At 64.5% G+C, this 24,154-nt stretch carries 21 protein-coding genes; 14 read left to right on the forward strand and 7 right to left on the reverse strand.

From position 1 onward, the window contains the following. Positions 1 to 2,071, forward strand: a 2,071-nt coding sequence (locus M6689_RS11265; RefSeq protein ID WP_298271636.1) for a hypothetical protein, incomplete at its 5' end; no start/stop codon positions are given. Position 2,072: 1 nt separating this feature from the next. Next, positions 2,073 to 2,771 carry a LysM peptidoglycan-binding domain-containing protein gene (locus tag M6689_RS11270; RefSeq protein WP_298271640.1) on the forward strand — a complete coding sequence of 233 codons (699 nt, stop codon included), beginning with the start codon at positions 2,073 to 2,075 and terminating at the stop codon, positions 2,769 to 2,771. A gap of 210 nt (positions 2,772 to 2,981) precedes the next feature. On the opposite strand, the gene M6689_RS11275 is transcribed toward M6689_RS11270, so the two are convergent. From M6689_RS11275 to M6689_RS11300, 6 genes are all read right to left on the reverse strand, one after another. Continuing rightward, on the reverse strand, positions 2,982 to 4,628 hold the full coding sequence (locus tag M6689_RS11275; protein ID WP_298271643.1) for a LysM peptidoglycan-binding domain-containing protein: 1,647 nt from the start codon (positions 4,626 to 4,628) through the stop codon (positions 2,982 to 2,984). A 14-nt stretch (positions 4,629 to 4,642) separates the two neighbouring features. After that, entirely contained in the window at positions 4,643 to 5,968 is a 1,326-nt protein-coding gene (locus M6689_RS11280) for a hypothetical protein (RefSeq protein ID WP_298271646.1), read from the reverse strand. Positions 5,969 to 6,200: 232 nt separating this feature from the next. Beyond that, on the reverse strand, positions 6,201 to 6,872 hold the full coding sequence (locus M6689_RS11285; protein ID WP_298271647.1) for an NAD(P)/FAD-dependent oxidoreductase: 672 nt from the start codon (positions 6,870 to 6,872) through the stop codon (positions 6,201 to 6,203). A gap of 67 nt (positions 6,873 to 6,939) precedes the next feature. Beyond that, complete coding sequence (locus tag M6689_RS11290; protein ID WP_298271649.1) at positions 6,940 to 8,187, reverse strand: MFS transporter; 1,248 nt, start codon at positions 8,185 to 8,187, stop codon at positions 6,940 to 6,942. Then, positions 8,180 to 10,189, reverse strand: a complete 2,010-nt coding sequence (uvrB, locus tag M6689_RS11295) for an excinuclease ABC subunit UvrB (protein WP_298271652.1) — start codon at positions 10,187 to 10,189, stop codon at positions 8,180 to 8,182. The genes M6689_RS11290 and uvrB overlap by 8 nt, the downstream gene beginning before the upstream one ends. A 60-nt stretch (positions 10,190 to 10,249) precedes the next feature. Further along, on the reverse strand, positions 10,250 to 10,702 hold the full coding sequence (locus M6689_RS11300) for a response regulator (protein ID WP_298271655.1): 453 nt from the start codon (positions 10,700 to 10,702) through the stop codon (positions 10,250 to 10,252). Positions 10,703 to 10,918: 216 nt separating this feature from the next. Between M6689_RS11300 and M6689_RS11305 the strand changes: the two genes are divergently transcribed. Continuing rightward, positions 10,919 to 11,110 (forward strand): twin-arginine translocase TatA/TatE family subunit, encoded by a 192-nt coding sequence (locus tag M6689_RS11305; RefSeq protein WP_298271658.1) that lies wholly within the window; start codon positions 10,919 to 10,921, stop codon positions 11,108 to 11,110. A 22-nt stretch (positions 11,111 to 11,132) separates the two neighbouring features. Here the strand turns inward: M6689_RS11305 and M6689_RS11310 are convergent, their stop codons facing one another. Then, positions 11,133 to 13,061: a tetratricopeptide repeat protein gene (locus M6689_RS11310; protein ID WP_298271660.1), complete on the reverse strand. Its 1,929-nt coding sequence runs from the start codon at positions 13,059 to 13,061 to the stop codon at positions 11,133 to 11,135. A 410-nt stretch (positions 13,062 to 13,471) separates the two neighbouring features. On the opposite strand from M6689_RS11310, the gene M6689_RS11315 reads away from it, so the two are divergent. The 11 genes from M6689_RS11315 (at position 13,472) to M6689_RS11365 (ending at position 24,076) form a co-directional block, all read left to right on the forward strand. Further along, complete coding sequence (locus M6689_RS11315; protein WP_298271662.1) at positions 13,472 to 13,933, forward strand: Hsp20/alpha crystallin family protein; 462 nt, start codon at positions 13,472 to 13,474, stop codon at positions 13,931 to 13,933. Beyond that, a complete protein-coding gene (gene lon, locus M6689_RS11320; protein ID WP_298271664.1) occupies positions 13,923 to 16,379 on the forward strand; it encodes an endopeptidase La in 2,457 nt (818 codons plus the stop codon). Before M6689_RS11315 ends, lon begins: the two co-directional genes overlap by 11 nt. Further along, positions 16,376 to 17,368 carry a thiamine-phosphate kinase gene (gene thiL, locus M6689_RS11325; RefSeq protein ID WP_298271666.1) on the forward strand — a complete coding sequence of 331 codons (993 nt, stop codon included), beginning with the start codon at positions 16,376 to 16,378 and terminating at the stop codon, positions 17,366 to 17,368. Before lon ends, thiL begins: the two co-directional genes overlap by 4 nt. A 90-nt stretch (positions 17,369 to 17,458) precedes the next feature. After that, positions 17,459 to 18,325 (forward strand): protein-glutamate O-methyltransferase CheR, encoded by an 867-nt coding sequence (locus M6689_RS11330; RefSeq protein WP_298271670.1) that lies wholly within the window; start codon positions 17,459 to 17,461, stop codon positions 18,323 to 18,325. Positions 18,326 to 18,386: 61 nt separating this feature from the next. Next, positions 18,387 to 19,667 carry a methyl-accepting chemotaxis protein gene (locus tag M6689_RS11335; protein WP_298271673.1) on the forward strand — a complete coding sequence of 427 codons (1,281 nt, stop codon included), beginning with the start codon at positions 18,387 to 18,389 and terminating at the stop codon, positions 19,665 to 19,667. Continuing rightward, complete coding sequence (locus M6689_RS11340; protein ID WP_298271675.1) at positions 19,664 to 20,131, forward strand: chemotaxis protein CheW; 468 nt, start codon at positions 19,664 to 19,666, stop codon at positions 20,129 to 20,131. Before M6689_RS11335 ends, M6689_RS11340 begins: the two co-directional genes overlap by 4 nt. Further along, positions 20,103 to 20,468 (forward strand): response regulator, encoded by a 366-nt coding sequence (locus M6689_RS11345; RefSeq protein WP_298271677.1) that lies wholly within the window; start codon positions 20,103 to 20,105, stop codon positions 20,466 to 20,468. The genes M6689_RS11340 and M6689_RS11345 overlap by 29 nt, the downstream gene beginning before the upstream one ends. A gap of 3 nt (positions 20,469 to 20,471) precedes the next feature. After that, complete coding sequence (locus M6689_RS11350) at positions 20,472 to 22,148, forward strand: chemotaxis protein CheA (protein WP_298271679.1); 1,677 nt, start codon at positions 20,472 to 20,474, stop codon at positions 22,146 to 22,148. After that, the gene (locus M6689_RS11355) at positions 22,145 to 22,759 is read left to right on the forward strand and encodes a chemotaxis protein CheC (protein ID WP_298271681.1); all 615 of its coding nucleotides are present in this window, start codon (positions 22,145 to 22,147) and stop codon (positions 22,757 to 22,759) included. Before M6689_RS11350 ends, M6689_RS11355 begins: the two co-directional genes overlap by 4 nt. Further along, entirely contained in the window at positions 22,756 to 23,244 is a 489-nt protein-coding gene (locus M6689_RS11360) for a chemotaxis protein CheD (protein WP_298271684.1), read from the forward strand. Before M6689_RS11355 ends, M6689_RS11360 begins: the two co-directional genes overlap by 4 nt. 10 nt (positions 23,245 to 23,254) lie before the next feature. Next, entirely contained in the window at positions 23,255 to 24,076 is an 822-nt protein-coding gene (locus M6689_RS11365) for an outer membrane lipoprotein carrier protein LolA (RefSeq protein WP_298271687.1), read from the forward strand. Positions 24,077 to 24,154: the final 78 nt, after the last annotated feature.

A 24,154-nucleotide genomic window follows, 5' to 3' on the forward strand; every position in this document is an offset into this window, starting at 1 on the left:
GGCGGCAGCGGAGAAGGCTGCCCGTGAGAAGGCCGAGGCGGAGCGCCTGGCCGCGGAGCAGGCGGCGAAGGAAAAGGCCGAGGCCGAGCGGGTGGCGGCGGAGAAGGCAGCGGCAGAGAAAGCGGAAGCGGAGCGGGTTGCGGCGGAGAAAGCGGAAGCGGAGCGGGTTGCGGCGGAGAAAGCCGCCGCCGGGGTGGCTGCAGCCCAAAAGGCGGCAGCGGAGCAGGCTGCCCGTGAGAAGGCCAAGGCGGAGCGCCTGGCCGCGGAGCAGGCGGCGAAGGAAAAGGCCGAGGCCGAGCGGGTGGCGGCGGAGAAAGCCGCCGCCGAGATGGCTGCGGCCCAGAAGGCTGCGAAGGAAAAGACCGAGGCGGAGCGCCTGGCCGCGGAGCGGGCGGCGAAGGAAAAGGCTGAGGCAAGCAAGGCCGAGGCCGCGGAGCGGGCGGCGCGAAGTGCGGCGCTCCGGGAAAAGGCCATTGCGGAATACAAGTCGCTTGTCGACCGCTTCCCCGGAACGAGGGCCGCGGCGACTGCCGCAGCCAAGCTGGTGGAGCTCGGCATCTCCTATACCCCTGCTGTCAGAGGGGTGGCGGCCGTCCTGACCCCGGTCGAGAAAAATGCCCAGGTCCTGACGCTTGAGGTCGGGCAGTTTGCCGATGTCGACCTGACAATCCCCCCGCTGGCGCAAAGCCTGGAGGTGGGAAGGCGTTATGAAGTCCCCTTCGAAGTGATCAACAACGGTAATGGAACGGACAGCTTCTACCTCGAGTCAGGGTTCCCGGCCGAGTTTGCCGCTCAGTTCGCGGATGCAGTCAAGAAGGAGCTCCCGATAAATCTCACGCCGTCCCTGGCGCCGGGAGAGCGGTTCAAGGGGGTGCTCTCCCTCGTTGTGCCGCGTGAGTTCATCGACGGACAGAAGATTGTCTATCCGATCAAGGTTGCCTCGCGGCTCGACCGCGATGCCTCCCAAGCCCGCGACATCTTCATGATCGCTTCGGCACCACTGCTGCGTGCGGTGGTCAAGACCGACAAGGTTCAGATCCTCCCCGGCGAAAAGGTTTCCTACCGGATCGCCCTCCTCAACATCGGTACGGCGACGGCCCAGGGGGTTTCGCTCCGGCTGAACTATCCGCCCCAGTATGAGCCGGTCGATTTCGCCGGCGCCGGATTCAGGCAGGAGATGAAGGCTGCTCTCGTGCTCGACGGGATGCGGCTCAATTCCGGAGAGAGCCGCGAGTTCGAGGTGGTCTTCCAGCTGAAGGATGAAGCGATTGCGCAGCAGGAACTCTTCCTCAGGGCCGATGTGGCCAATACGGAACTCCAGACCCGTGATTCGTTCCTCTCGGCCGCCGCCTTCGTGAAAGCGGTGAGCGGCGTGGCGATCAGGACCAACAGCGACAAGATCGTGGTGATCCCCGGCCAGCCGGTTTCCATCCCCCTCGTGGTTACCAATACCGGCAACGTCCGCGAGGATTTCCTGATCAAGCCGACTCTGCCGCCCAACGTCACCTATACGTTCTACCAGGACCTGAACCGCGACGGCATCCGCCAGGCGAACGAGCCCCTCATCAACCATGTGGGACCGTTGGCGCCGAAGGAAGAATCCTATGTGATCCTCGATCTCGCCACTCCCGCCACCGAGAATGACGGGTCGAGCACGACTATTACCATGGCATTCGAGCCGGAGAGCGACAAGGCGAAGGGGAAGGTCGCCGCGCTCCGTCTTGTCTACTCGCGGCCGGTGGTTGATCTCCTGATGACTGGCAAAGGAGGGAGGCTCAAGCCGGGCGAGGTCTCGTCCTTTGAGCTGAACTTCACCAACAGGGGTTCCAACATGGCGAAGGCGGTGGAGCTGCAAAGCTTCCTGCCCCGTGACCTGGAACTGGTAGCTTCGGATCCTTCCTTCACCAAAGGGACCAATGGAGATTATTTCTGGAGGTTCGACGAGCTGGGGGCCGGCGAGAAGCGGACCATCAAGGTTACCTTCCGCGTCAAGGCGGGGACCGCGGTCGGGAAGAGCATCCAGGTCCGGAACGTCCTGAAGTACCAAGATCTGCTGGGGAACAGGTATTGATATGAACAACGCCATCAGGGTTGTCGCGTCGTCTCTAGTTCTCTCACTGCTCGCTTCCCCGCTCCTTGGAGCGGAGAAGTATCTGCTCTACGCCCCCGAGCCTTCGGAGGGGAAGCGTCCCGCGGGCCCCGACGAGGGAGTGCTCGTCAAGAGCATTACCATCCGGAAGGGGGACACGCTCTACTCCCTTTCCCGAAAGTATGGCAGGAAGGGGGGGTACTATCCCCAAATCCTTCTCTTCAACCTGATCAAGAATCCCGATCTGATCTACGCGGGGAACAAGTTGCTCGTACCGTTGCCGTCCAAAGTGAAGGGCGGGGGGGCGGTTACGCGCGCGAAAAGAAAAAAGGCCGGGAAGGTGGCCACAGTATGCCGGGAAGAGAGGGGAGCAAAAGGGAAGACTCCGGCCCCGGCCCCTCCCCCCTCGGCAGGGCCGATTGGTGGCGAGGTCAAGGCTCCCGAGCCGACGTTGCGGAAGCGGGCCGTCGAGGCGCCACGTCCCGCGCCGGTTATTCCGAAGAGGGGGGAAGAGAACGAGCAGGCCCTCTTCGAAGCGGGCGTAAGCGCTTACAAAACTGGCGCCTACCAGCAGTCGATCGATGCGTTCGACCGTTTCCTCGCCCGCTATCCCTCCTCGCCGCTCGTGCCCGATGCGACCCTCTATCGGGCCGATGCGCTTCTGAAGCTGGCCGGCCAGTAAGAAATCAGGCCGAATATGGCATTTGAGAGTTTCCCGCGTTGGAGCGGGGGTGCTCTTTCGCAAATTAATGACTCACAACGTCACAGCCGATAGACCCTCTTTGTTCGGGCACTATCGGCTGTTTGCGTTTAGCGCGGAATTCCAAAGCAGGGATCCTGATGGCCTCATTCCGCGGAGTTCACTCGTCGTTATAGAGATTGACCGCCCCTGCTACTTACCCGTAGGGGCGCTTTGCAGAAGCTCCGCAAAAACGAGGTCCGACGGCTTGTTTACGAGCAGCAGCCTCGCCGTCGAGTCTCCCTTTCGGGTGATCCTGAAGCCGGTGACGCTGATCCGGTAGCGGCCGTAGTCGAAGTCGTACCGACCGAAAGAGAAGGGGTAGTTCAGCTCCTTCATCAGTTTTTCCGTGACGGTGGCGTAATCGTCCTTCGGCTGGGGTTGGACAATGCCGTACCCCTGCAGCTGCAGGAGCCGGTAGAGGGTGTAGTTGTAGGAATCGTTTTCCCCGCAGTCGAGAATAAAGCGTTTTCCCCCCGTCTCGAAAAGACCGTCGACGCGGATACTGAACCGGCTTTCGGCGTTCTGCCCCATGGACCCGGTCACGATCCTGTTTCGGTTCAGTTTCAGAGACAGGATCTCCAGAAGCGACAGGGCCATCTCGCAAGACGGCGCGGGAGGAAGGAAGCGTAAATCATACCCCGGCTCGTCGGAGTGAGGGGCCTCTTTCCGGCTCAGCTCGGCCACGCGGTATCCCTTGCGGTTGAGGTATTTCTTGAGCGGCGTCGGAAGGGACGGTCCGTTCTCGTCGACGAAGATGAGTATGCTCTCCGGACCGTGGCCTGCCGCGGTAAGCGCGGTGATCCGGAAATCGGCCCGAACGGCGAGCCGCGGATCGGTGCCGAGTTCGACCGTGGGGTTCTCCTCGATGTGGGCGAACTCGGCCGTGCGGAGCAGGTCGGTGAAAAACTCCTTGAACCCCTCGCTCCCCCGGGGGAGGATCCTGATGTCCGGGTATTTCTGGACGAGCTGGCTTTTGGCCGACGCGTTCAATGAGCCGCGAACATCGACCAGGATCTTGCTGCCGTCCGCCGCCAGGAGGAGCGGGTACTCCTCGGCAGGAAGGACCCGTCCGCCGAGGGTGATCGGTTCAACACGACCCTGATCGGGAACAAGCTGCTCCCAAAGCCGAAAAAGCATGGTGGCGAGGGAAGGAGGGGGCTGCGACGGCTCTCCGGCCCGTTTTGCCGGCTCCACTGGTGCCGCGGCGGCGGGGCGTGACGCCTCCATCTCATGCTCCCGGGAGGGGGGCGGAGGTACTGCCTCAGCCGGCGGCGAAGGGGGAAGTGGTCTGGCCGCTGGAGCCAGCTCCGGGGGGACCTCTGTCGCGGGAGAAGCCGCGGGGGCGATGACGGGTCGAGTCGCCTTCCGGGCGGAAGGGTTGCGCTTCCCCCGAGGAATGAGGAGGGTCCGTCCGACTTCGAGCCGTGTGGCACTTGTGAGGTGGTTTATCCGCTGGACCTCGGGGATGAGCGCCTCAGCCTCGGCGTTGGAAAGCCCGAATTCCCGCATCAGGATCTTGAAGAGAAAGTCTCCCGGCTTCACGGTATAACGCGTGAGCCGTTCGTCACCCCCGGTGACCGCAGCCTGCCCCGCGGTCTCGTCCGATTTGGTCGCTTGTTTGCGATGGGAGCGCCCGGGCGGATGCCTTGGCGTCTTGACTGAGGGTGCGGCCGTTTCCAACTCCTTCGGATCGAGCTCGAACGACGGCGGTGCGGCGGCGGAACTGCCGCGGCAGAGAAGAAGGGCGCCCGTAAGCAGAAAAATCTGGGCAAGGGTAGGCAAGATACGGTTGTTCATAGTGTGTCCGATGGCTACTGGAAATAGACGACGAAGGCGCGGATGGAACCCTTGGGCCCAGTCCGGTAGATGACCAGGCGGGCGCCGGAGGCAACGGTGCCCTTTTCCACCTGGAATTTCCCCTGGATTTCCCTTTCCCCGATGGTGAAATCCCTCGTCCGGGTCATCTGCGCGATGGCGCCGCGAAGAAACGATTCCGGGATGCCGATTCCGCTCCGATCAATGGCCTGAACAGCCTTGATTCCGGTACTCTCACGGTAGATCTTGAATTCGGTGCGGGCCCCCTGATAGCGTTCCCAGCCGGGGTGGGAGGTGCCGAACTTTTTGTCGAGACCCTCGCGGGGAATGAATCCGGGCAGCGTGGCAAGCCCCCTGACCGCCCGCGAAGGGGCCGGTTCAGAGTGCTTCTGGAGCGCCGCCGGTGCTTTCTTTTCGACCATTGGGGCAGAAGTGGGCGGCGCGTTGATCTTGGCCGGGGGAGCGGAGCCCGGGGGGGCGGCTGTCACCGACGCCGTCGCAGCGGGAGGTTTGGTCGCTATCCCTGCGCCCTGGTTTGCGGGTGCCGATTTCGGGGAGAGCGCCGGTTTTGGTGCCGGCATCAAGATAATGAACAGAATGACCCCGGCGGCAAGGATTCCGGCTGACGCCAGGTAGAGGGGTAGCTGGCGCGTCCGTGCCCGCCCACGGCTCCGAAGTACCCCGTTGCTGGTCCCGGGCGGTTTTGCCGCCCCTTCTGACGGGAGGCCGAGCGTCGCTGGACCTTCCAGTTCAGCCAGGGAGACCGGCGCGGCAGTGTCGTCCAGGGCGCTCTGAAGGGTGCGGTCGAAGGGAGACGCCTCCGTTTTTTTTGGGGGCGGTTCCTCGGTCGCCGGCGCTTTGGGGCGCGCATCGGAGGGAGGCGGAGTCTCTCCGGCGCCGGCGGCGGGGGGCGCCACGGCATTGTTGACCGGTTCGGAAGGTGAGGAGCTTTCGACGGCCGAATCGGCGTTGTTCGAGATGAGCCCGATGATGGCGGCGACGAGTTCCTCGTCGGGACGTGATATGTCCAGGCATGCGTCGACTACGCCCGGAACCGGCACACAGCCGTTACCCTCGCCGAAGAGGGTGACCAGGGGGCGTCTTCCCGCGATCTCGGCCACCAGGTGGCGGGCTATGATTTCTCCCGAGAGTCCGGAAAGGTGGTTCTGGATGAAGAGAAATGCGGGAGGGGCTTCGGCGATGTCCAGAATTCCCTGACGGAGAGAGCGCGAGATTCTGAAGCCGATCCGGGGGGACTCCCCGGTGAAGTTGAAGAGCCGTTCGAGCCGATCCTGGTCGGCGATGAGAAGGATTGTGACCACGTATTGCCCCGTGTGCCGGAAAGTCAGACGTATTCTAAGAGACCAGCGGCCGAGAATCAACAGCAAATGCGATAGTTACATGCAAAAATGCTGCCTCTCTTTCGCTGCTGCGGACAGCGGGAGAAAAAGTGGTGGACACGGCAAAACCTTCACCCTCGTCGCCCGGCTGGCGGCGCTGCTCCAGCGCCCTGATAGGTGCCGGAGCGGGTCTGGACCATCTTCTGAGGGCGGACTACCCTCGGCTTCCGAGCACCTCGGTCCGGAAGCGCTCGAATCCGGCTTGCTTGATGGCCTTTCCGAGCCGCAGCTCGCTCCCTGAGTTCCGGTACCAGGCGATGATCCGGTCGATGAGGGAGAGGACCTCTTCGTCGGTCGTCAGGCCGTCGACCAGAAGCTCGGCCAGCTGGGGCCGCGCCCCGGCGTTTCCTCCCACGTAGACCCGCCATCCCTTCGGGGTCCCCATGACGCCGATGTCCTTCACTGCCACCTCGGCACAGGAGAGCATGCACCCCGAAACCCCCATCTTCATCTTGTTGGGAAGCTCCATGGCGTGATAGAGGGCGTCGATCTTCAGGCCGAGGGCGACCGAGTCCTGCACTGCCCGCTTGCACCAGGTGGTGCCGGGGCAGATCTTGACACTCCGGACGCAGAGGCCGATGGCCGCTCCCGGCTTCTCCTGCAGGTCGCGCCAGATGGCGTCCAGGTCTTCTTCCCTCACCCCCATGAGGGCGATCCGCTGGGCCGAGGTGAGCTTCAGTTCCTTTACGCCGTAACGGTCCGCCACGTCGCAGATCTTGCGCAGCGTGGCGGTGTCGGTGATCCCTCCCGGGATGTGGGGGGCGATGGCGTAGCTCTCCCGGTCCCGCTGGAGGATCGCCCCCTTTTCGAGGATGTCTTTCTTCATCGGTGTCTCCTTCGTCGGGTGGTTGCAGAGTTATCTATCACATTTTCCCGGACGAGATAAAGCGAGGTCACTCCCCGGCACGGTCCATGTCGCGGGCGATGCTTGCACCGCCGAGGAAGGAGAAGAGGGCGGCGGCGAGAATGGCGAGGGGGGTGGCGAGGAGGGCGGTGCGAAGCCCCAGGTGGTCCGACAGCCCGCCGATGACGGCGGGGGAGATGGCGTCGCCCAGCGCGTGGATGAAGAAGATGTTGACGGCAAACGCCATGGAACGGACTGCCGGCCGCGTTACGTTGACGATGACGGTGTTGAGGGGGCCGGTGTTGAGAAAGAGAAAAAACTCGGCCACGAACATGGCGCCGAGGCAGTGGGTGAGGGATGGGGCGAGGATGGCCCAGGCGGCCGCCGGGGTGCCGATGACGAACCCCCACGCCGAGACGACGAGGTACCCCCGGGGGGTGCGCCGCTGGAGGAGGTCGCCGAGCCACCCGCCGGCCAGGGTGCCGCAGATGCCGGTCACGACGGTGATGGCGCCGAAGAGGGTGTTCCCCCGGGCCACGTCGAGGCCGTGCATCCTGAAGAGAAAGGTCGGGATCCACTGGGCGAGGCCGCCGAGGGCGAAGGTCATGGCGGCCATGGCCAGGGTGTTGGTCACGAAGGTGCGGTTGCGAAGGAGGGAGCGGTAGCCGCCAGACGCCGGCGCGCTCCCGTTCCGGTCCTCTTCTCCCTTCCTCCGCGCCGGTTCCCTGATGAGCCAGAGCGGGACGGCGAGGGCGAGGCCGGGGAGGCCGACCACGAGGAATGCCGCGTGCCAGCCGAACCGGTGGCCGATGAGGCCGCCCAAGAGGTAGCCGAGGGCGCTGCCGACCGGAATGGCGAGGAAGAAGAGGGCGAGGATCCGGGCGCGCCGCTCCTTGGGGAAGAAGTCGGACAGAAGCCCCGGGGATACGGTCCCGAAGCTCGCTTCGCCGATCCCGACGGCGGCCCGGGCCGCCAGGAGGCTTCGGTAGCCGGGGGCGACGCCGGCCGCGGCGGTCGCCACGCTCCAGAGCGCCAGGCCGGCGGCGGCGAGACGCGGCCTGCTTCCCCGGTCGCCCCACCAGCCGAAGAAAGGGGCCGAGACCATGTAGCAGACCATGAAGGCGCTCCCGATCAGCCCCAGGGCGGTATCGGAGAGGGCGAGGTCCGCCTTGATGAGCGGAAAGACGGCGTAGAGGACCTGACGGTCGATGTAGTTGAGGAGGTTGACGCCGAGCAGGAGCGCCAGGGCGTACCGGCCGGCGGAAGGACGGCGGGGGAGGAGGGTCGGTTCACTCATGGCGGTGCTCCTTCAATCCCAGCTCCTGAGCCTCCAGCCGTCTGATCCGGTTCCTCAGTTCCGCGGCCCGTTCGAATTCGAGCTTCTTCGCCGCCTCGATCATCTCCTTGCGGAGTTTCTTTACAAGTTTCGGGATCTTATCGGCCGGGAGGTACTCCTCCCGGGGCTCGGCGGCAAGGGGGATCGTAAGGTAGTCCCGCTCCTCGATCGATTCCAGGATAGTGCGCAGCCCCTTCTTCACAGTCTGGGGGGTGATGCCGTGCTCGGCGTTGAACGCCTCCTGGAGTGCCCGGCGGCGGGCGGTCTCGTCGATGCAGCTCTGTATGGAGCCGGTCACCGTGTCGGCGTACATGATCACGCGGCCGTTGACGTTGCGCGCGGCCCTGCCGCAGGTCTGGATGAGGGAGCGGGCCGAGCGGAGGAATCCCTCCTTGTCGGCATCGAGGATCGCCACGAGGGAGACCTCCGGGATGTCGAGCCCCTCCCGCAGGAGGTTGATCCCGACGAGGACGTCGAACTCGCCGAGGCGGAGGTCCCGGATGATCTGCATCCGCTGGATGGTGTCGATGTCCGAGTGGAGGTACTTCACCCTGACCCCCAGGTCCCGGTAGTAGTCGGTGAGATCCTCCGCCATCCGCTTGGTGAGGGTCGTGGCAAGGACCCGCTCCCCCCGGGCCACCGTCTCGCGGATCTCGTGGAGGAGATCGTCCACCTGGCCGCTCGCCGGCCGCACCTGGATCACCGGGTCGAGGAGCCCGGTGGGGCGGATCACCTGCTCCACCACCACGCCGCCCGCTTGGACCAGTTCGTAGTCGGCGGGGGTGGCGGAGACGTAGACCGCCTGACTGAGCCGCTCGGTGAACTCCCGGAAGGTGAGGGGGCGGTTGTCGAGGGCCGCCGGGAGGCGGAACCCGTAGTTGACCAGGGTCTCCTTGCGGCTGCGGTCCCCTCGGTACATCCCCCCCACCTGGGGGATGGTGACGTGGGACTCGTCGGCGAAGAGGAGGTAGTCGCGGGGAAAGTAGTCCAGGAGGGTGTAGGGGGGCTCCCCCGCCTGCCGGCCGTCGAAGTAGCGGGAGTAGTTCTCGATCCCCTGACAGAACCCCATCTCCTCCATCATCTCCAGGTCGTACATGGTCCGCTGCTCGATGCGCTGGGCCTCCACCAGCATGTTCCGCTCCCGGAACCACTGGATCCGCTCCCGCAGATCGTTCCGGATCTCCTCGATGGCCCGCTCCAGGGTCTCCCGGGTCGCCACGTAGTGGGAGGCGGGGTAGATGGCGCACTTGGCGAGGCGCTGGAGCACGAGGCCCCGCAGGGGGTCGATCTCGGCGATCGCCTCCACCGTGTCGCCGAAGAACTCGATCCGAAGCGCCTTCTCGTCTTCGTGGGCCGGGAAGATCTCCACGATGTCGCCCCGCACGCGGAAGGTCCCCCGGTGGAAGTCGATGTCGTTGCGCTCGTACTGGATCTCCACCAGCTTTCTGAGGAGTGTTTCCCGGCCGTAGTCGTTCCCTTGGTGGAAGAAGATGTGCATCGCCTGGTATTCCGCGGGGGAGCCGATGCCGTAGATGCAGGAGACGGAGGCGACGATGATCACGTCCCGCCGCGTGAGGAGGCTGCGGGTGGCGGCGTGGCGCAGCTTGTCGATCTCGTCGTTGATTGAGGAGTCCTTCTCGATGAAGGTGTCGGTGGTGGGGAGGTACGCTTCAGGCTGATAGTAGTCGTAGTAGGAGACGAAATACTCCACGGCATTGTGGGGAAAGAGTTCCTTGAACTCGCCGTAAAGCTGAGCCGCCAGGGTCTTGTTGGGGGCAAGAATCAGGGCGGGGCGGTTCACGGTGGTGATGACGTTCGCCATGGTGAAGGTCTTGCCGCTGCCGGTGACCCCCAGCAGCACCTGGTCGCGGTCACCGCGGAGAATGCCGTCGCTCAGTTCGGTGATGGCCCTCGGCTGGTCGCCGCGGGGGGAATAGTCACTGACAAGGGTGAAACTGTCCATGGCGGGATAGTAACACGAACGGCGGCGCATTGCATGGGGTAATAGCGAAGAATACCCCGGTCATTTCGTCGAGTTGAAGAGCTTGGGGGTCAGGTTCAACTGGAGCCAGTAGGTGCTGATGAGGCGCAGCGCTTCGCTCAGCTGGTTGAAGTCGACCGGTTTGCGGATGTAGCTGTTGGCCCCGAGACGGTGGCATTCGAGAATATCCTGCTCTTCGTTGGAGGAGGTGAAGACCACCACCGGCAGGAGTCTGGTACGTTCGTCGGCCCGCAGTCGGCGCAGTACTTCGAGGCCGTCCACCTTGGGAAGCTTCAGGTCGAGCAGGATCAGGCGCGGCATGATGCTCAGGTCGCGCCCGCTGTACGGGCCGGTGCCGAACAGGTAGTCCAGGGCCTCCACCCCGTCCCGTGCCACGACCACGTCGGAGGACATCCCGTGTTTGGCTAGCGCCCGTAACGTCAGGATTTCGTCGTCAGGATTGTCTTCAACGAGAAGAATGTGCCTGGTGGTCATGGGGTCCTTGACGTCCTTTCTTCGGGCTAACGGCGAAGAGCGATCTTGCGTTTATGTTTTGTTACAATTTATCACAAAAAATGGAGGGTGGAGAGTGGCCGGCAAAATATGCGTTGTTTACGATGCGTGCGGCTGGAACGATACGGCGAGGTTGGTCTTGATTTTTGGCCATGCAGATGCAATACTTGATTTCAATACTTTTGGTGGAGGTTTCGCATGTTCGGTTTCGGCATGCCCGAACTCATCGTCATTCTCATCATCGTCCTGGTGGTTTTCGGGGCGGGACGGCTGCCGGAAATCGGCGCCGCCCTCGGCAAGAGCATCCGGAATTTCAAGAAGGCCTCGGAAGGAAAAGAGGAGATCGAGATCAAGGCCGAGAAGAAGGACGATCCCCGGAAAGAGGGATAGGGCGCCGCTCCCCCTTCCCGGCTCAGTGCTTCTTCTTTGACTTCTTATCCCCGCCCTTCTTCGCTGCACCGGATTTCTTCTTCGAGCCCGACTTCTTCCCTTTCCCCTTTTTCCCCTTTTCTTTTTTCCCTTTTTTCCCTTTCTTCCCTTTCTTGTAGTGCTTGTAGTGCTTGTAGTGCTTGGCCGGTTCGGGGGAGAGCTCTTCCTTGATGTTGCTCAGGAGGACGGCGGTCTCTTCCATGCTGGGATCGGCCTTCTTGGCCGCTTCCAGCGCCTCCTTCGCCTCGGCGAGTTTGCCGGTCTTGACGTAGATCCGGCCGAGGGCGTTGAGCGCCTTGGCGTGGTCCCCCTTGAGTTCCACTGCCTTCTTGTACTCCTGCTCGGCGGGTTCGTACTCCTTCCTGAACTCGTAGATGAGGCCGAGCTTGTAATGGCTTGCCGGGTCGTTGGGGGCAAGCTCCGCACCCTCCTTGAGGAGCGCGATGAGCTCGTCGTACTTCTTCCCTTTAACGTAGAGGGAAGTCAGTATATTACGGGCCTCCGTGTCGTTTCTCTTGATCCGGAGCACCTCCCGGTACTGCTTTTCGGCCTCCTCCGGCTGGTTCCCCCTTCGGTAGAGGGCGGCCAGTTCCTTATGGGCTTCGAGATTGTCGGGGGCGAGCTTGGTCGCCTCCTGGTAGGAGGCGATGGCGTCCCTGGTATTCTTGGCGGATACGAGGACCCGGGCGAGTTTCAGGTGTAGAAGGGGGTTGCTGTCGCCCCGTTTGAGAAGCTCCCGGTACTGCTCGATGGCCTGGGGATAGCTGCCGCGCAGCGAGTAGATGTCGGCCAGCCGGCGGCGGGCATCGCCGTTTTCGGGGGTGGCGCGCAGCGCCTGCTTGTACTCGACGACGGCCTCATCGATGAGCCCCTTGCGCTCATAAAGAACGCCGAGATTGTAATGGATGTCGCCGGTGCCTCCCTTGAGTCTCATGAATTCCTTGTAGGATGCGATGGCATCATCGTCGAGTCCCGCTGCAGCCTGGGCGTCGGCAAGCTTCAGGATCGCCTCGGGCCACTCCCCCCTTTCCTTGAGCGCCGCCCGGTATTCCTCGACGGCCTTGGCGTACTCCTTGGCCTTCACCAGATCGTCCCCCCGTCGGAGATGCTCTTCGGGAAGGATGCCGCGCTGTTTCCCCGCAAGGAGGTATTCATAGTCGGCTGCCTGGCGGTCCCCCTTTTTCTCGTAGGATTCGGCGAGGAGGAGGTGGATCTCTTTGTCCTGGGGGGCGGCGATCTGGGCCTGCTTGAGCTCCTCGATCGCCTTGTCGGTCTGTCCGTTGGCGGCATACAGCCCGGCAAGACCGAGCCGCGCCCGTTCATTGGCCGGGTCGAGGATGATGGCTCGGCGGTATTCCTGCTCGGCGGTGTCGGGATGCCCCATCGCCCGGTTGAGGGCCGCCAGATCGATATGGACGGTGGGGTCTTCGGGAAGAGCCTTGGCCGCTTCGCCATAATGGTAGAGGGCCAGGGAGTAGAGCTTGCGCTCGGCGAAAATCTTCCCCAGCCCGCGATGGTAAAGGGGATCGGGGGTGGTGGAAATGGCACGGGTCAGCTCCACCACCGCCTCGTCATACGCCCCCTTCCGGAGCAGGGCCAGCCCCAGCCTCCCCTGGACCCGCGGCAGGGTCGGGTCGAGCCGGAGCACTTCGCGGTAACCCTTGACGGCGTCATCGAGGCGTTTCTCCCGTTCGGCCCTGAGAGCCATGACGAAACGCCCCGGTGCGCCGTTGGGGCAGTATTCGAGGATGCGCTCTTCGGCCCCCTTCGCATCGCTTTCGTCACCCGCGGCGAGATCGGCGGCAATGCCCCGTGCTTCGCCGCAGCGCTGCTCGGCCGGCCATGCGGTGCCGGCAGTCAGCGCGACGAGGAGCGACAGGGTGATGGTGAGGTATGAGGTGGTTCTTTTCACGAGATTCCTCCCGGAATGTTCTTTGGATGAGTGCCCGTGGAGCGGGTCGGAACGCGATGGTGATGCACCCCGCGTTCGGCCTTGGGCTGCGATCGTGGTTGCGGTCAGCGGTGGTTGCGAGGAGTGGCTGCAAACCGGTGGCCGGAGGGTGGGCGCGGGATCTGCCCGGAAACAGGGGGCCGCGATTGGCGGCCGCTTTGTTTCCGGTCGCAGGCGCGGCCGGGGTGGATTATACACACTGGAGGGGCAAAATTCAATTTTTAACGCCACCCCACCGGCGTGGGGGGAGTGCGGTAGCGGGCGGATTACCTTGACTTCGAACACAAAGATGATTAAATCATCACAAACTTGGGTCCCGCCTTCCCGGTGGTTGGGGGAGCCGTGGGGACCGAAGAGCAGACGGGGGTGTTATGGCCGTAATTCCCAAGGAACCGCTCGACTGGATGACGCTGCTGCAGCTTCAGGTGGACGAGGTCTTCGAGCTGCTTGCCCGGGCCGAGAAGGGGGGGCGCCTCGGGGAATGCGACTTCGTTCCCCTCGTCGACATCTTCGAAACGCCGGAATTCTTCACCGTCGAAGTGGAACTTCCGGGCTTCGAGCGGGACGAGATATCCCTCAAACTCTGCTGCAACATGCTGATCGTCGAAGGGACGAAGCGGGATGACACCCGCGAGGGGGTTGGCTACATCTGCCTGGAGCGGCATTTCGGGCGCTTCTGCAGGGCCGTGGAGGTCCCGCCGACCGTCGACCTCACCGGCGCCAAGGCCCTCTACCGCCGGGGGGTCCTGACGGTGACCTTTCCCCGCCTCGCGGACAAGGGGCAGATCATCCGCGAGATACCGATCGAACAAGGAGATAGTAATGAAAGATAAAGAAGAATCGAAGCAGGAAACCGAAGAGCTCAAGATACCGGATGTCCTGCCGCTGCTGCCGGTGCGGGATGTGGTGGTCTATCCGTACATGATCCTTCCCCTCTTCGTGGGGCGGGAGCTATCCATTAGCGCGGTGGACCAGGCCCTGTCCCGCGACCGTCTCATCTTTCTCGCCACCCAGAAGGAGATAGGGGACGAGGAGCCGACCCCCGAGGGGATTTACTCTGTCGGCACCGTGGCGATGATCATGCGGATGCTCAAGCTCCCCGACGGGCGGGTGAAGATCCTCGTTCAGGGGCTCGCCAAGGGGCGGATCGTCGAGTTCGTCAACGACAGGCCGTATTTCTCGGTCCGGATCGAGCGGATCGTGGAGCCGGCGACCGAGGAATCGCTGGAGACCGAGGCCCTGATGCGGGCGGTCAAGGAGCAGCTCTCCAAGATCGTTTCCCTCGGCAAGGTGATCTCTCCCGAGGTCCTCGTCATCGTCGAGAATATGCAGGAGCCTGGAAGCCTGGCCGACCTCATCGCGAGCAACATCGGGCTTAAGGTGGACGACGCCCAGCGGCTCCTGGAGATCATCGATCCGCTGGAGCGGCTCCAGAAGGTGAACGAGCTTCTCAGCAAGGAACACGAGCTCCTCGACATGCAGGCGAAGATCCAGTCGGCCGCCAAGGAGGAGATGGGGAAGAGCCAGCGCGAGTACTTCCTCCGCGAGCAGCTTCGCGCCATCCAGCAGGAGCTCGGCGAGACCGACGCCCGCGCCGAGGAGATCAATGAGCTCCGCAAGGCGATCGATCAGGCCAAGATGCCGTCCCCGGTGGAGAAGGAGGCCCTCAAGCAGCTCGGCCGCCTGGAGCAGATGCACCCCGACGCCGCCGAGGCGGGGATGCTCCGGACGTATCTCGACTGGCTGGTGGAGCTTCCGTGGGGGAAATCGACCAAGGACGTCCTCGACATCGGGCGGGCGAGGGAGATCCTGGACGAGGACCATTTCTACCTGGAGAAGATCAAGGAGCGGATCCTGGAGTTTCTCGCCGTCCGCAAGCTCAAGAAGAAGATGAAGGGACCGATTCTCTGCTTCGTGGGCCCCCCAGGGGTCGGGAAGACCTCCCTCGGCAAGTCCATTGCCCGGGCCATGGGGCGGAAGTTCGTCCGGATCTCGCTGGGAGGGGTGCGCGACGAGGCGGAGATCCGCGGCCACCGCCGCACCTACGTCGGCGCGCTGCCGGGGCGGATCATCCAGGGACTCAAGCAGGCCGGCTCCAACAACCCGGTCTTCATGCTCGACGAGCTCGACAAGCTCGGCTCCGACTTCCGAGGCGATCCCTCCTCGGCGCTGCTGGAGGTCCTCGACCCGGAGCAGAACCACATGTTCTCGGATCACTACATCAACCTCCCCTTCAGCCTCTCCAACGTGATGTTCGTCGCCACGGCGAACCAGATGGACACGATCCCGGGGCCGCTCCTCGACCGGATGGAGGTGATCTCCCTGGCCGGCTACACCGAGGAGGAGAAGCTGGAGATCTCCAAGCGCTACCTGATTCCGCGCCAGACCAAGGAAAACGGCATCTCCGAGAAGCAGATCAGCTTCACCGACGAGGCGATCCGGACGATCATCGCCAAGTACACCCGGGAGGCGGGGCTGCGGAACCTGGAGCGGGAGATCGGCAGCGTCTGCCGCAAGGTCGCCCGCAAGGTGGCGGAAGGGGAGACGCGCCACTTCCGGATCACCCCGGCAGGGGTGGCGAAGTATCTCGGCCCGGCGAAGTTTATCCGCGAGGTGGAGATGGAGAAGAACGAGATCGGCACGGTGACCGGTCTCGCCTGGACCCCGGTGGGGGGCGAGGTCCTCTTCGTGGAGGCAACGACCATGAACGGCAAGGGGGGGCTCACCCTTACCGGCCACCTGGGGGATGTCATGAAGGAGTCGGTGCAGGCGGCCCTCTCCTATATCCGCTCCAAGGCCAGGGAGTTCCACCTCCCGGACGACTTCCTCTCGGGGGTCGACATCCACGTCCACGTTCCGGCCGGCGCCATTCCCAAGGACGGTCCATCGGCCGGCGTCACCAGGGCGACGGCCCTCGTCTCGGCCCTCACCCGCACGCCGGTCCGCAAGGACGTGGCGATGACCGGCGAGATCACGCTGCGGGGGAAGGTGCTTCCCATCGGCGGCCTCAAGGAGAAGATGCTCGCCGCCATCCGCGCCGGCATCAAGACCATCGTCATCCCGGAGCAGAACCGGAAGGACCTGGAAGAGGTGCCGAAGCACATCCTCAAGAAGGTGAACGTCGTGACCGCCAAGGTGATCGATGACGTCCTGAAGGTGGCCCTTGAGACGTTCCCGCCCCCTCCCGCCGGCGCCGAGAAGCCCGCGGTCAAGGCGAAGACCCCGCCGCGCCGGGTCGCCGCGCCGAGCAAGAGCGCCGTCGCAGGGGCCAAGGGGTGAAGCTTCGGGAGATAGGGGAATTCGGCCTCATCGACAGAATCGCCTCCCGGGCCGCCATGGGGCCGGCGGTGCGGATCGGCATCGGTGACGATGCCGCCGCCACCGAGCCGACCCCGGGGCGCCTCATCCTCACCACCTCCGACATGCTGGTGGAGGGGGTCCATTTCGACCTCTCCTTCACCGATCCGTACCGGCTGGGCCGGAAGTCCCTGGCGGTGAACCTTTCGGACATTGCCGCCATGGGGGGGGAGCCCCGGGACTTTCTCCTCTCGCTTGCCATTCCACCCCGTTTGCCCGTAGAGTTCCTGGACCGCTTCACCGAGGGGATGCTCTCCCTTGCCGACGAACACGGTGTGACCCTCATCGGGGGCGACACCTGCCGCTCGCCGGCGGGGCTCGTCATCTCCGTCACCCTCCACGGCGACCAGCGGCCGGAGCGGATCATCCGCCGCACGGGGGCGCGTCCCGGCGATCGGCTCTTTGTCACCGGGACGGTGGGCGATTCCGCGCTGGGGCTGGAGCTTCTGCGCCGGAGGGTGCGGGAGGGATGGGCCGTGGAGCGCCATCTCGACCCCTCGCCCCGGGTCGCGGCAGGCCTGGCGCTGGCCGCGGCGGGGCTCGCCACCGCCATGATCGATGTCAGCGACGGTCTCCTCGCCGACCTCGGGCACATCCTGGAGCAGTCCGGGTGCGGCGCCCGCGTGGAGGCCGCGCGTCTTCCCCTCTCCCCCTTCTTTCGCGAACGGGCGTCGGGGGAGACGTCGGACCCGCAACTCCTGGCCCTGGCCGGCGGGGAGGATTACGAGCTTCTCTTCGCCGTTTCCGCCGTGCGCGAGGGTGAGGTTGCCACTGTGCTCCGGGGGACAGGGACCACTGCCACGGCGATCGGCAGCATCACCGCCGGCAGCGGGGCGACGGTTGTGGCGGGCGACGGGAGGGAGCTGGCGCTTCCCCGTGGTGGCTACAACCACTTTTCCTCCGGAAGGTGAACGTCGTCAGGACGTGGGGCGCCGTTTTCGGAACGATTATTGCTGTTCTTGCAACATGCCTCGAATCCCCGCACTTGGACCTCGACTGTGATGGAACACCCAACGCTCAAACCTTACCTGGCGGAAGATTTCCCCTTCGATTTTTCCGAGGGGGCTTTTGAGCGGATTCGCCAACTCCTCAGGGAATGCCGGAACTTCGACATCGGCAGCTATAAAGACAAGTACATGAAGCGCCGCATCTCCATCCGGGTGCGGGCGACCCGCGCTCCGTCGGCGGAGGCCTACAGCGAGCTGCTGGCGGGGAACGAGCGGGAGATCGACGCGCTCCTCAAGGGGCTCACCATCCACGTGAGCCAGTTTTTCCGCAATCGTTCCACCTTCGACAAGATTCGGGACGAGGTCCTCCCCCCCCTCGTCGCCCGGCTGCAGTGCGAAGGGCGAGAGGAGATGACCCTGTGGAGCGCGGGGTGCTCCAGCGGAGAAGAGCCCTATTCCCTGGCGATCATCCTCAGGGACGCGTTTGCCGAGGAGTTGAAAAGCCTCAAGGTTTCGCTTCTGGCGACCGATATAAACGAAGGGATCCTCGACGTGGCCCGGGAAGGGGCGTATATGCCGGAGCGCCTCCAGGAGACTATTCCGGAGGTCGTGGCCCGCCACTTCAGGCCCCATGGCGGCAAGTTCCATCTTGCCCCCGACATCCGGACGATGGTGGAGTTTCGGCGCGGCGACCTCTTCGACCATGCCTCCTATTGCGAGAGTGACCTGATCCTCTGCCGCAACGTCCTCATCTATTTCGAGCGGAAGGAGCAGGAGCGGATCCTCAAGGGGCTCGCCGCCTCGCTGACGGCAGGCGGCATCCTGGTACTCGGCAGGGCGGAGACCCTTGTGGGGGAGATCCGGCGCCGCTTCACCACAGTCTGTCCCGTTGAACGGATCTACATGAAGAACAGAACGTAAGACTCCCGAAGGCGCGCTCCCCTCGCCCCATGCCGGCGAAGCGGTAGCGCGGGGTATCGAAATGCGTGTCCCGATAGGCTACAAGTTCACCCTTGGATTCGTGGTGGTGGTGGCGGCAGTCGCCTTCGTGCCGACGCTCGTCGCCCTCCTCGGCTATCAACCCGAGATCGCCAGCATCCTTTCCTACATGGTGGCGATGACCGTCGGCCTCATCCTCGGCTGGTTCTTTTCCCGGGGGGTCGCCCGCACCATCGGCGTCATGACCGACTCTGCCGAGGCGATCAGCCGGGGAGACCTGGTCCGCGACGTATGCCTTCCGGCCGGGTACTTTCCCGACGAGACCGCCGACCTGGGGGCCTCCATCAACCGGATGGTTGCGAGCCTGCGGGAACTCGCGGGGCATATCCGGGGGGCGGCGGTAAAGGTGGCCGGCTCCGCCAGGACGCTCTCGATTTCGGCGGTGGAGGTGAACTCCGCCACCGAGGAGGTGGCGCAGGCGGTGGAGCAGATCGCCCGCGGTGCCGGGAGCCAGGCGGAGATGGTGGAGAAGAGCTCCCGGATCATCCACGAAATGGCCATCTCGGTGGAGCTGGTGGCGCGGCGCGCCCGGGAGTCGGCCCGGGCGGCGCAGGAGACGAGCCAGACCGCCCGGCGGGGCCAGGAGCTTGCCCAGGACTCCCTCGACCGGATGAAGAGCCTTTTCGACAGGGTAGAGGAGGGGGGAAGACAGTTCACTTCGTTCAATGCGCGGCTCCAGCAGGTGGGGAAGATTGCCGACTTCATCGCGGAGATCGCCCGCCAGACCAATCTCCTCGCTCTCAATGCCTCCATCGAAGCGGCCCGGGCCGGCGAGTACGGCCGGGGATTCGCCGTGGTGGCGGAGGAGGTGCGCAAGCTTGCCGACGGGACCGGAAAGTCGGCCGCGTCGATCATCGAACTGATCGAGACCGTCCGTGATGAGAGCCGGCGGGTACAGCAACTCATCGAAGAGAGTTCCCGGGAGATCGTCGAAGGAAAGCGCACCGTCGACATCACCGCCGGGGCGTTTCGCGAGATTCTCACCACGGCCCTGGAGACGGAGCGGCGCGCCGGCAGCATTGCCGATCTTTCCCATATCCAGACGGCGGGGGCGGAAAAGATGGTCAAGGCGGTGGACGAGATCGCCCGGGTGGCCGCCGACAACGCGGCTGCCGGCGAGGAGGTCTCCGTCGCCACCGAGGAGCAGGCCACGGCCATGCAGGATATGACCGTCGCGGCCCGGGAGCTGGCGGAGCTTGCCGAGGGGCTGATGCAGGTGGTGGGTCAGTTTTCCCTGCCGAAGCCGGGCGCGCCGTTGCCATGAGCGGGGAGGGAGCCCGCCTCATCGTTTTTCCCGTGGCCGGCCGCTCTCATGCCCTGGCGCTACAGCAGGCCGCCGAAGTGCTGGAGGGGATGCCGGCGCACCCGGTGCCGGGAGTTCCCCCCTTCCTGGACGAAGCGGTCAACGTCCACGGGCGGATCGTGCCGGTCCTGGATCTCGCCCCCTTTCTGGGTCTCGGTCCGCGAACGGCGGGAGGGGCGATCATAGTGCTCGACCGGCAGGTGGCCGAACTGGCGCTGCGGGGCGGGGGAGGGGTCTCCATTCTCCCCGCAGACCGGGTGACCGGCGCGGCTGAGAGCGACCGGCCGGAGATCGAGCGGTATCTGCTGATGGCACGGGAGCGGGTGGCCCTTCTGGCGGTCGAACGGCTCGTGGGGCTAGTGGAAGAACAACTGAGCAACTCAATGTGGAGGATCAATGGCCAAGACAGTGATGATCGTGGATGATGCCCTTTTCATGCGCAACATGCTGCGGGGCATCCTTGAAGGGGAAGGGTTCCAGGTTGTCGCCGAGGCGGCCGATGGTGCGGAGGCGGTGCTCAAGTATCGCGACGTGCGTCCCGACATCGTCACCCTCGATATCATCATGCCGGTCAAAAACGGCATCGAAGCGCTGCGGGAGATAATGGTCATCAACCCCGAAGCCCGGGTAGTCATCTGCAGCGCCGTGGGGCAGGAGTCTCTCGTCCAGAAGGCCCAGAGCGTCGGGGCGCGGGATTTCATCCTCAAGCCGTTCAACCCCGACCGGGTCAAAGAGGTCATGAGGCGGGTCGCCGAGGGGTAAGCCATGGACATGTCCCGCTTCAGGGATATGTTCGTCACCGAGGCCCGGGAGCACCTCGGTACCATGGGCGACACCATCCTGGAGATGGAGAAGGCCCCGGCAACCCCCGGTCTTGTCGATGCGCTCCTGCGCAGCGCCCACTCCCTCAAGGGGATGGCCGCCTCCATGGAGTATCCGGAGATCGCCGCCCTTGCCCACCGGATGGAGGAACTGCTGGACCGGATTCGCAAGGGGGCTGTTCCCTTTGATGCCGGTGCGGCGGACCTCCTGTTGGCCGGCGTCGATCTCCTGGGACGGATGGTCGGGGCCGTGACCGCAGGAGATGGCGTTACGGACGATGCCGGCCCCCTCGTCGAACAGCTGATCGCTTGCGGTGCCGCGCCGGAAGGGGGTGGCACCGGTAATCCGCCGCCGGGGCGTGTTGCGGAGGGATCACCGCCGCCGGCGGATGTTTCGCCCCTTGCCGGCGGGCAGTGGACGGTCCGGGTCAGGGCGGAGGTGCTCGACCGGCTCATGGCGGTTGCCGGGGAGCTGATTACCAGCAAGAACCGCCTTGCGACCCTTGGCGAGGAGATGGGCGACGGGAGGTTTCGGGAGGCAGTGGGAGATCTTTCCCGGCTTGTGCGGGAGCTTCGCGACGAGGTGACGGATCTCCGGATGCTTCCTTTTTCGACCATCTGCGAGCGATTGCCGCGGATGGTGCGGAATCTGGCCCGCCGAAGCGGCAAGGAGGCGGTCCTGGAGGTGGCGGGGAAGGAGCTGGAACTCGACCGGGGCCTGCTCGAACTCCTTTCCGACCCCCTGGTGCATCTCGTCAGAAATGCCGTGGACCACGGCATAGAGCCGCCGGGGGAGCGGACGGCTGCCGGAAAAGGCTCCCGGGGGCGGATTCTCCTCGCGGTGTCGCGGGAAAGGGACCATGTGGTGGTGACGGTCTCGGATGACGGGCGGGGGATGGATCCGGAGCGGATTGTGGCCGCGGCGGAAGAGAAGGGGTTCATCCCCCCCGGAGAGGGGGAAAGGCTCTCCCGCGGTGAGGCGTTCATGCTCACCTGCCTCCCCGGCTTCTCGACCGCCGCCGCCGTCACCGATCTGTCCGGACGCGGAGTCGGCATGGATGCGGTCCTTGCCGCCATGCGCCAGGCGGGGGGGAGCCTCTCGATTCACTCGGAGCCTGGGGGCGGGAGTTCCATCACCCTCAGGCTCCCCCTCTCGGTCGCCATCATCCCGGTGCTCCTTGCCGCCTGCGGCTCCCGCGCCGTGGCGCTGCCTGTCACCGCCGTCATCCGGACGGTGGAGCTCGAACGGGATGCGATCATCCGGGAAGGGAAACGGCGTTTCTTCATGCTCGGGGAGGAGCGTGTTCCTCTCCTGGCGCTCGGCACCCTTCTGGGCATCCCTTCCTCCGGCCCGGCGGGTGAAATCGTCCCGGTCGTCACATCGAATGCAGGGGGGAGGATGGTGGGGCTCTCCGTCGATCGCCTCCTGGGACAGACCGAAGTCTTTGCCCGCCCCCTCGGCCGCCCTCTCGCCAGGGCCCGGGGGCTTTCCGGCAGTGCCGTTCTCGGCGACGGCCGGGTCATCTTCATTCTCGATCTTGTCAACCTGCTCGGTCCGCTGGAGGGGCCGCCCCGGTTCGCGTTTTCACATGCCGGCATCGCTCAAGGGGGTACTGGATGAAATTTGATTCGTTGACGGAGGAGCATCTCGACGCACTGCGGGAGGTGAGCAACATCGGTGTTGCCCATGCCGCCACGGCGCTCTCGCAGTTGATCGGCAGGAGCATCTCGCTCCAGGTTCCGAAGGTCCTCATGACCGACATCACAAAGGTTCCCGAGGTGTTCGGGGGGGCGGAAAAGATCGTGGTCGGGATCTACCTCCAGATGCTCGGCGATGCCCGGGGGAACATCCTCATAGTTCTCCCCCGCGAGAGCGCCCTGAGGCTCCTGTCGCGGCTCCTCCCCCGGGAGAAGAGCGAGGGGTCGTTCCTCACCGAGTTGGAGATCTCCGCCCTCAAGGAGGTGGGGAACATCCTGGCGTCGGCCTATCTCAACGCCCTCGGGTCGCTGATGCACAAGACGCTCATTCCTTCGGTCCCGGTCCTCTCCTTCGACATGGCCGGAGCGGTCATCGATTACGTCCTGATCGAACTGGGGGAGGTGGGCGACCTGGCACTCATGGTGGAAACCGAGTTTTTCGGCGAGGATGAAAAGATCAGCGGCCAGTTTTTTCTCCTCCCCGACCCGGAGTCGCTGAAAATCATTCTGAATGCCATCGGGATAAAGCTTTGAGCAGGATTATCAGCGTCGGCATATCCGAATTCAAGGTGGCGGCCGCCCCGTCCATCCTTATGACGTACGGCCTGGGCTCCTGCGTCGGCATTGCCCTCTACGATCCCGTCGCCCTGACCGGAGGGCTCGCCCACACCCTCCTTCCGGCACCGGTGCGTACCATGGAACAAGCCGAAAAGTCTGCCAAATTCACCTGCTGGGCGATCGGGCTCATGGTCGAGGAGCTCGTCAAATGCGGTTGCGCCAGTGACCGTCTTGTGGCAAAATTGGCCGGCGGTGCCACCATGTTCGAGCCTCAGCACCGGAGCACCCACGGCGGCATCGGCGAACGGAACGTGTCGGCGGCGCGGGAGGCGCTGGAGCGGTGCAGAATCCCCCTCGTTGCCGAGGACACCGGTGATGACTACGGGAGGAGCCTTGAGTTCAACACTGCCACCGGGATCATCATGGTGAGGGCGTTGCAGCGCCCCATCAAACAGCTGTGAAGGAGGAGAGATGAACGCTCTGAGACTCCTGCTTGCGGGGCTGGCGCTTATCGGGTCCGTGGTGCCGGCTCTGGCCGCACCGGTCGGGACGGTGAACGTCGGGCTCCAGGACGTGATCGACACGGTGGAGAAGTCGTTTCTCCCCAATCCCGCCGATCCCTACGGTGCGTCGCCGCTGAAGACGGTGACCGCGGACTTTTTCCAGCGTTCGACCCTCGCCGCGAAACAGCGCGAGATGCGGGCCGACGGCGAGATGTTCTTCCGCAGCGCCACGACCCGCGACCCGCTCATGTTCCGGTTCGACTACTTCCGCCCACTGCAGCAGGAGATCGTCTCCAACGGCCGGACCCTCTGGATGTACCTTCCCGAGAACCGGCAGGTGATCCTGAGCGACGTGACGCCGGTCTTCAACCCGTATACCTTCAACCCCGCGCGGGACCGGGCGTCGAATTTCCTCCAGGGGCTGCCGCGGATATCGAAGGATTTCCTCGTGGTGTTCGCCCCCGACCAGCGCGACATCGCGGGGAACTACGTGCTGGAGCTTACCCCCCGGCGCGCCACCGCCGCCATCGCGAAACTCTACGTCGTCGTCAACCGCGACACGGTGCTGAGTTACGTGCGCAGCGGCAGGAATATCGCAGCCACCTTCGCGTCCCTCGGTCGGCCGGAATGGGCCTTCCCGATCCTCTCCACCACCATGGTGGACCACGACGGGAACACGACGACCATCGAGTTCAGCAACGTGCGGGCGAATATCATGCTGAGCGATAGCCTCTTCAACTTCGCCATCCCGCCGGGGGTGCAGATCGTGAAGCCTCCCCGGGGACGCTGAAGCTCCCGCTATAGCTGATTTTTCGACGAGAGGGCGGTGTTGGTCATGCCGCCCTCGCTGTTTACTTCCCGTTTCAAC

The sequence above is a fragment of the Geobacter sp. genome (assembly GCF_027327745.1).
Classification (GTDB): domain Bacteria; phylum Desulfobacterota; class Desulfuromonadia; order Geobacterales; family Geobacteraceae; genus Geobacter.